Raw genomic sequence first — 7,336 nt, 5'->3', positions numbered from 1 at the left:
TTCTTGTACTATAATAAATATATTTTAAAAATTTCAGGATAGACTTTTAATCATTATAAAAATAGTAGGGAGAGGGATTTATAAATGATTAATAAAAACACATCTTTGAGGATGCAAAGTATCGTTTTTATTGGCTTTATGGGAGTAGGAAAGACGACGATCGGACAGAAAGTAGCAAGGAAATTATATAGGGACTTTATTGATATAGATCAAGAAATTGAAAAGGAATTCAATATGCCCACTACAGAAATATTCAAGAAGTTTGGTGAAAAAGCTTTTCGCGAAAAAGAAAAAAGTGTAATTGAAAGCCTTAGTCAACAACAATTGAAAATCATTTCAGTTGGAGGCGGGGCATTTTTACAAGAGGATATACGGAATATCTGTTTATCCAATTGCATTGTCTTTTACCTGGACTTATCTTGGGAATACTGGAAAGAGAGAATAGGCTTACTTATTGATAGTAGACCTGTTTTACAAAGCCGGTCACTTGAGGAAATTGAAGAACTCTTTTACACAAGACAAGAAATATACTCCTATCATCATTCAAAAGTGAATACCAATGATCTTGATGTTGATGAAGTTGCAGACTTTATAGTCGATTCATTGAAAGTTGCCTGGGATATTTATGAACCGCTTAAGTAAGACCCGCTCTTTCATTTAATCGATTTTCCCAATAAAAGAATAATAGAAAAGATGAAAAGGGTACAGAGGCATGGATATCTAACCTCCTGTAAACTAATCACCTTTTTATTTTTCTTTATTAGGAAGACTCTCTAATAATCAGTTCTGGATTCAATATGATTCGCTGTTGATCACGTTCAATTTTCTCCATTTGCTGGTACAGGAGATTCGCTGCCTCTTTTCCAATACGTCTAGGGAATGAGGAAATGGTCGTTAGCGGAGGATGATAGATTTCTGCGACTGGAACGTTATCGAACCCAACGATATCTATATCTTTTCCAGGAGTAAATCCTTTCATCATTAATCCTTGCATAACACCGAAAGCAATTAAGTCGCTAAAGCAAAAAATCGCGGTAGGCGGATTAGGATTCTCAAGTACTTTCAATACAGCCTCCAGCCCTCCTTCCCGTGTAGGAGCACTATCTATCACCAGCGATTCATCCACTTCCAATCCCGCACTTGAAAGAGCTTCACGGTATCCCTCCATTCTCTCGATCCAAGTAGAAGATTCCTTGATGCCACCAAGGAGCGCAATTCTTTTATGTCCCTTTCCAAGGAGATGATCAACAGCCATCCTGGCTCCTTCTGGATAGTCTATGCCTACATAGTCGCTATTCACTCCAGGTAGTTCCCTAACAGCAAGGACCATTGGCGTGTCAATTTCATTTAACCGTTCAATTGTATCTTGTGAGCTTTCAGAGACAGGACAAAGAATCAGGCCTCCCACCCTATGTTCCATCATGGTTGAAAGGAGATGGTCTTGCTTGGCGACCGAGTCGAATGTAGTTCCCAGCAACACTGTATAACCGACCTCATCCAATGCGTCATGAACGCCTATCAGGAATTCAGAAAAAAAGGTGTTTGATATGTCGGTAATAATGATTCCTACAGTATCAGAGCTCTGCGACCTTAGGTTGGCTGCAATTCTATCGTATACATAACCCAGTTCATGCATGGATTTTAATACCTTTTGTCGCGTCGCTTCCGATATTCGAGGATTATTGCGAACGATAAGGGAAGCAGTGGATGTAGAAACCCCAGCATGTTTCGCTACCTGTTGCAACGTGACCCGCCCTTTTTTGGATTGTTTCATAGTTCAATCACCATCTTGAATGTATTTTTGATGTACTTATTATTATCATGTTCTTATTATAATAATAATATAGTTACTGTCATTATTACACCATTGCTTTCGGAACATGGGTATACCATCGATTAATACTCACTCCCTACATCTATATCAAATATTCATTAGTACAAAAAAAAAACGCCACCCTAGTTCTAGAAGATGGAGTTTTAAGTAATCCTTCATATTTATTAGCCATGGTTAAATATGGTCTGGTGCTGTGTCAATTTTTTATATCGGTAATAAACAAAAGCTGCAGCTAGAATTCCAATAGTTGCAATAAAGCAATCAAAAAGAAATATATGCGATATATCCCCACTCTTAGCGATCAAACCCGTTGCAATTGGTAAAATGACGCTCGCCAAACTTGAAGCCGTCGCAACGATCCCTGTTACAGTTCCTTTTTTCCTCCAGAAGAGTTCAGTCATTATTGCAATGGTTAATTGAAATATCCCAGCTGTCGAGGCCCCAAGGAAAAAAGAGCAAATACTTAAGACAATGGGTGAATGAATCGTTAATATGATGATTACCGTAAGTAAAGTAATCATTGGATAAAGCAATATCACCGTCACGGGCTTGATCCATTTGTTTAATAAGATGGATAATAGCAGGACGGAAATAAGTGATCCAACACTATAATAACTCAATAATTTAATTGCACTTGAAGATGGCATCCCTGCCACTTCCTGGCCGAAGCTCGGTAACCAGATTTGCGAAACTGTAAATAACGCAGTTGATGTAAACCCAATTATGATTAATGCGACTCCTTCGCTCCAAAATTTAGGTTCAGTTATGAACCTGTTACTATGCAAATCCTCCTCATGATTTGCAGCATCGGATTTGCTTTTTGGAAATGAAGCGGACAAAACAAAGAACATATTCAAGAAGTAGACTACAGCCGGTAATAAAAATGCAAACCCGTAAAATAATTCATTCCTAGTAAGAAACAAGATGATGAATGGCAGGATGGTTGCACCAAGTGAACCAAAAGCCTTAACCATAACACTGGCGGAACCAGCAGATTCAGGAAACATTTCAGTTAGCGCCGGATATGTACCAGCATCCATGGCTGAGTTCGAAATTCCCGCAAGTAAAGCAAATACAAACGCCATTTCATATGTGGGGGAAAATGGAATCCCTAATAAAAAAACTCCCATTATTACCGAAGAGACTATGATCAATGGCTTTCTCCCAAATTTATCTGATAATACTCCTGAGAGACCATACGTGAGTAACCTGCCTATTCCTATTGCTGCAATAAGATAACTAATGCCAGTAGAGTCTGTATCCCATTGTTCTGTTAAAGAGGGCATGTTTGAGGCGAGAATTATATTTACCATCCCTAGCAGGAAATAGTTAATATACATGCCAGATGCCGCTTTAAAATACTGATTTTTCATTATTACACCCCTATAATAAATCACGTTGTGTTTCTCCCCTAGAACGCTTTAATGCAAAATGTAATTACTTTAAAGCCTCCCCTTTTATGTTATCCATTTAAATGAAAACCACTTTTCAAAAAAAAAAACGCTAAGAAAAACAAGGGATTTCACTCCCTGCATTTCTTAGCTCTGAGGTATCTGTACTCATTTAATGTAATCAATTAACGATGATGCACATCAAGTATGAAAAAACCTCTATTTGGAGAATGATCCCCAGAGTGGAATCGTATTATTCTGCAAACAATTGCTCTTTGATGTAATCAACAGGCATCTGTTGACCTGTCCATAATTCAAAGGCAAGTGCACCTTGCCAAAGCATCATCCCAAGACCATTAATAGCTGTAGCACCCGCAGCCTCAGCTTGTTCCATTAGTTTTGATTTACGTGGGATGTAAACAACATCTGTTACGATTAAATCAGGACGCAGCATTGATTCGTCTTGAATGACACTTAAGCCATCAAGCGGTTTCATGCCAACGCCAGTTCCATTTGCCAAAATATCACTAGTTGCGATTTCAGCCTTTAATTGTTCAACATTTTCAAGAGGGTATACATTGGCTTTCACATTTAAGTGCTTCATATCTTCATTGATGATTCGTACATTCTCTTCTGCTTGCGGGAAGAAAGCATCATCACGAGCAAAAATGCTGATTTCCGCCACACCTTCCAGCGCAGATTGAATGGCAATTGGAGTAGCAGCCCCCCCAGAACCGATAAGAGTCATTTTCTTTCCTTTAATATCAATACCATGTTCTTTTAGGTTCCGAGTATATCCCATTCCGTCTGTGCTGTGCCCTACGAACTTTCCATCGACATTGACAACTGTATTAACTGCCCCAGAAAATTTAGCACTGTCTGCCAATTCATCTAGATATGGAAGGATCTTCATTTTATTAGGCATGGATACGTTAAATCCTTTTACATTTAATGCACGCATCCCTTTTACTGCATCTTCCAGCTCTTCATTTCCAACTTCAAATGCTAAATAGGCGCAATTCAAGCCTAATTTATCGAAAGCTAAATTATGCATGGCAGGTGATAAAGAATGTCCGATAGGTGTTGCCAGCAATCCTACTAATTCTGTTTTCCCATTAATTCGTCCTAGATTTTCCATGTTCTATTCCCCCTGATTTTTTAAGTTTTATATAAATTCCTTATTGGAAGGAATTATAAGTTAAATATTTTGATCAATGATCTCCAATACATCTCTTAATTGAGTAACAGGAATTTGTCCTGGGGCAGATGCTTCTTTTCCTGCACCAAATGTACAAGCAGATCCAAACACCGCACCTGATAATCGGCTGACCAGGCCTGTACCCGACATTGACATCGTAATGAATGGGCGATCGGCATAATTTGTTTTCATCGTGTAAGTTGCATCTAATAAAATGAGTAAGTCACCAACCGTTTGGGGCATCACAGCGATTTTTGGAATATGGGCGCCAAATTCCTGCATTTTACGCAATCGGTAAATGATTTCTTCTTTTGCCGGTGTCTTATCGAAATCATGGTTACACATTACTACGTATACGCCATTTTCCTCAGCTACCTGTACAGTCTCCTTCACTGATGATTCCTCAAAAAACAACTCCACATCGACAAGATCAATATTCTTCGTTTTAATAGCTGTATGAAGAAGTTGGAAATAATAAACATCGCTGATTTCCTTGTTTCCGCCTTCTTTATGGCTTCTAAAAGTGAAAAGCAGCAAAGTATTTGGAACAGCACTTCTAAGTTTTGAAATCATATCTGAAACGGCTTCTAAGCTTTCGACTTGTTCAAATACATCTACTCGCCATTCAATGATATCCGGCTGTAGCGCATTTACCGTTTCAACTTCTTTAAGCAGTTCCTCTTCAGTTGTCCCCATTAGAGGAACGATGATCTTTGGAACCCCTTCTCCGATCGTTACGTCTTTGATCGTGATTGTTTGCATGGATGTTTCCCCCTTTTATCATTATCATCAGTGGGGTTCATGCCCCACTGATGTTCGGCTAGACTGATTAATTGGATACCTTAATTACCTTTTTGTATCGATAGGCAACGAATACGGCCAATAAAATACTAACTGCCGCAATTGCCACATCAAACAAGAAGACCGCAGTTAACCCAGCACTCTTAGAAATGATACCAGTAATGAAAGGTATGATGATAAAGGCTGAACTACCTGCAATGTTTACATATGAAGTAATCGTACCTTTATTGGCAGGGAAGAATTCTGTGATTATTGTCATGGCTAATTGGAATACCCCTGCAGTTGAAAGCCCTATGAAGAAAGCGCTCAAAACAGTTATAAATGGTTGCTGGATATAAATGAGTGACAATAAAGATAATGCTGCAATGACCGGATAGATAATCATGACGGTAATGGGCTTAATTACTTTATTTAATAGAACTGCTAGCAAAATGACAGAAACAAGGGAGCCAATGCTATAGTAACTAAGCAATTGAACAGCCTTAGCTTGGGTTAGCCCCAATACATCTTGTCCGAAGTTCGGGAGCCAGACTTGAACCAGCATGAATAAAGCAGTTGATGTGAAGCCTAATAGTATGACTGCCAAACCTTCCTGAGCAAACTTCGGTTTTGAGAGGAATTGCTGTTGAAGCGGAACAGCTTGTTCTTCATTCTGAGTTTGGCTTTGAGCTTTATGATCCGGGAATGAAACCTTAAGCAGGAAAAACCCATTAACAAGATATACAGCAGCCATTAAGAAGAATGTATACCCGTAAAACATATCTCTAGCTATAAAGAACGCCATGATAAATGGAAGAAGTGCGGCACCGATTGAAACGAAAGCTTTTACTAATACGGTAGCGGAACCAGCTTTCTTTTGAAAAGCCTCAATAAGTGCTGGATACGTACCTGCATCCAAAAATGAATTTGCAATACCAGCACATACAGCAAATATAAATGCCAGTGTATAGTTAGGAGCCAAAGGTATGCCTATTAGGAAGATCAGGTAGATAAAAGATGCTGAAACGACAAATGGTTTCCTTCCTAATTTATCCGACAGTCTACCCGCGAAAAACAAGGAAACTAACTTACCGATTCCTATAGCAGAAACCAAGTAACTTATCCCTGAGGCACTTGTGTTTAATTGATCGGACAAATTTTCCATATTTGACCCGATGATAATATTGATCATGCCTAAAATGAAATAGCTAATATATAAACCAGTGGCCATTTTTATAAATGGATTTTTCATGTAACACACCCCTATTAAAAATTATCGAAATGCAATTTGATTCTTAAGCCTTTCAGAAGTTGCCCCCTTGCCCCATACCATAAATTCAAGAACAAAATTACGTACTAAATAAAACAATAAGTAAACCGGCTTTAGTTAGTACATCGTTCTACTAACTTTTCGCATAACTAGTATATCGTTCTACTAATCTTCAATATTAGTACATCGTTCTACTAAAAAATTAGTATTGGTATATCGTTCTACTATAAACCGATTACGTTCTAAATTCAAAAAGTATTGAATTAACACTTATACTAGATTTAATTAGTTAATTTTATTTAGTATATCGTTCTACTGGATTATTATACTGCGCTAATTTAATTGTGTCAAACTCATGAAGCAGTCCTTAATAACTATAGAGCAATTACTCATACTCATTATTCCTGGATTTCGAAGTGCTTATTTTTGATCTTATTTACCTTAAAAGCACAGCCATACCTTGGATTCGTTACTGTTCATAAAAGATGAAGCATACTTTTATTTGCTGTGGCACAAAGTATTTTTTATCATTTATTAGGGCTCATATATTCCCACTTTTTTAGTTACCAGTTTCTGAATAAATTTCTTTTTAGCTAAAATATATGTACTGCTGCTTATTTAAATACAATTATCCAGTTATTTACAATCTGACTGATTAACCCATGTCTAAATATCAACTTCCCCTTCTAAGGGTGAAATAACGTCTTCTCTATAATGGAAAATAACAAGGCTTCATACTTTTCATAAACGCAAAAAAAGACCAGCCGGATGGCTGATCTTTTGAATGGCTTGGCGGCGTCCTACTCTCACAGGGGGAAACCCCCAACTACCATCGGCGCTGAAGAGCTTAACTGCCGTGTTCG

At 38.0% G+C, this 7,336-nt stretch carries 6 protein-coding genes and 1 rRNA gene; 1 reads left to right on the top strand and 6 read right to left on the bottom strand.

Annotation, left to right across the window (positions count from 1 at the left end; all coding sequences use genetic code 11):
• Window positions 1-84: 84 nt before the first annotated feature.
• Complete coding sequence (locus ACWF5P_RS27055; RefSeq protein WP_053533572.1) at window positions 85-642, top strand: shikimate kinase; 558 nt, start codon at window positions 85-87, stop codon at window positions 640-642.
• Window positions 643-760: 118 nt separating this feature from the next.
• On the opposite strand, the gene ACWF5P_RS27050 is transcribed toward ACWF5P_RS27055, so the two are convergent.
• The 6 genes from ACWF5P_RS27050 to rrf form a co-directional block, all read right to left on the bottom strand.
• The gene (locus ACWF5P_RS27050; protein WP_101226130.1) at window positions 761-1,774 is read right to left on the bottom strand and encodes a LacI family DNA-binding transcriptional regulator; all 1,014 of its coding nucleotides are present in this window, start codon (window positions 1,772-1,774) and stop codon (window positions 761-763) included.
• A gap of 224 nt (window positions 1,775-1,998) precedes the next feature.
• Window positions 1,999-3,207, bottom strand: a complete 1,209-nt coding sequence (locus tag ACWF5P_RS27045) for an MFS transporter (RefSeq protein WP_101226131.1) — start codon at window positions 3,205-3,207, stop codon at window positions 1,999-2,001.
• Between the two features lie 271 nt (window positions 3,208-3,478).
• Window positions 3,479-4,363 (bottom strand): shikimate dehydrogenase, encoded by an 885-nt coding sequence (locus ACWF5P_RS27040; protein ID WP_101226132.1) that lies wholly within the window; start codon window positions 4,361-4,363, stop codon window positions 3,479-3,481.
• 60 nt (window positions 4,364-4,423) lie between these two features.
• The gene (gene aroD / locus ACWF5P_RS27035) at window positions 4,424-5,185 is read right to left on the bottom strand and encodes a type I 3-dehydroquinate dehydratase (RefSeq protein WP_434168352.1); all 762 of its coding nucleotides are present in this window, start codon (window positions 5,183-5,185) and stop codon (window positions 4,424-4,426) included.
• 67 nt (window positions 5,186-5,252) lie between these two features.
• A complete protein-coding gene (locus ACWF5P_RS27030; RefSeq protein WP_452445545.1) occupies window positions 5,253-6,455 on the bottom strand; it encodes an MFS transporter in 1,203 nt (400 codons plus the stop codon).
• Between the two features lie 805 nt (window positions 6,456-7,260).
• A 5S ribosomal RNA gene (gene rrf, locus ACWF5P_RS27025) occupies window positions 7,261-7,336 on the bottom strand; the annotation flags it as partial.

It is taken from the genome of Peribacillus sp. NPDC055009 (assembly GCF_053608705.1).
Note: the sequence above shows the minus strand (reverse complement) of the source record. Positions and strands in the feature narration are given on the sequence as shown.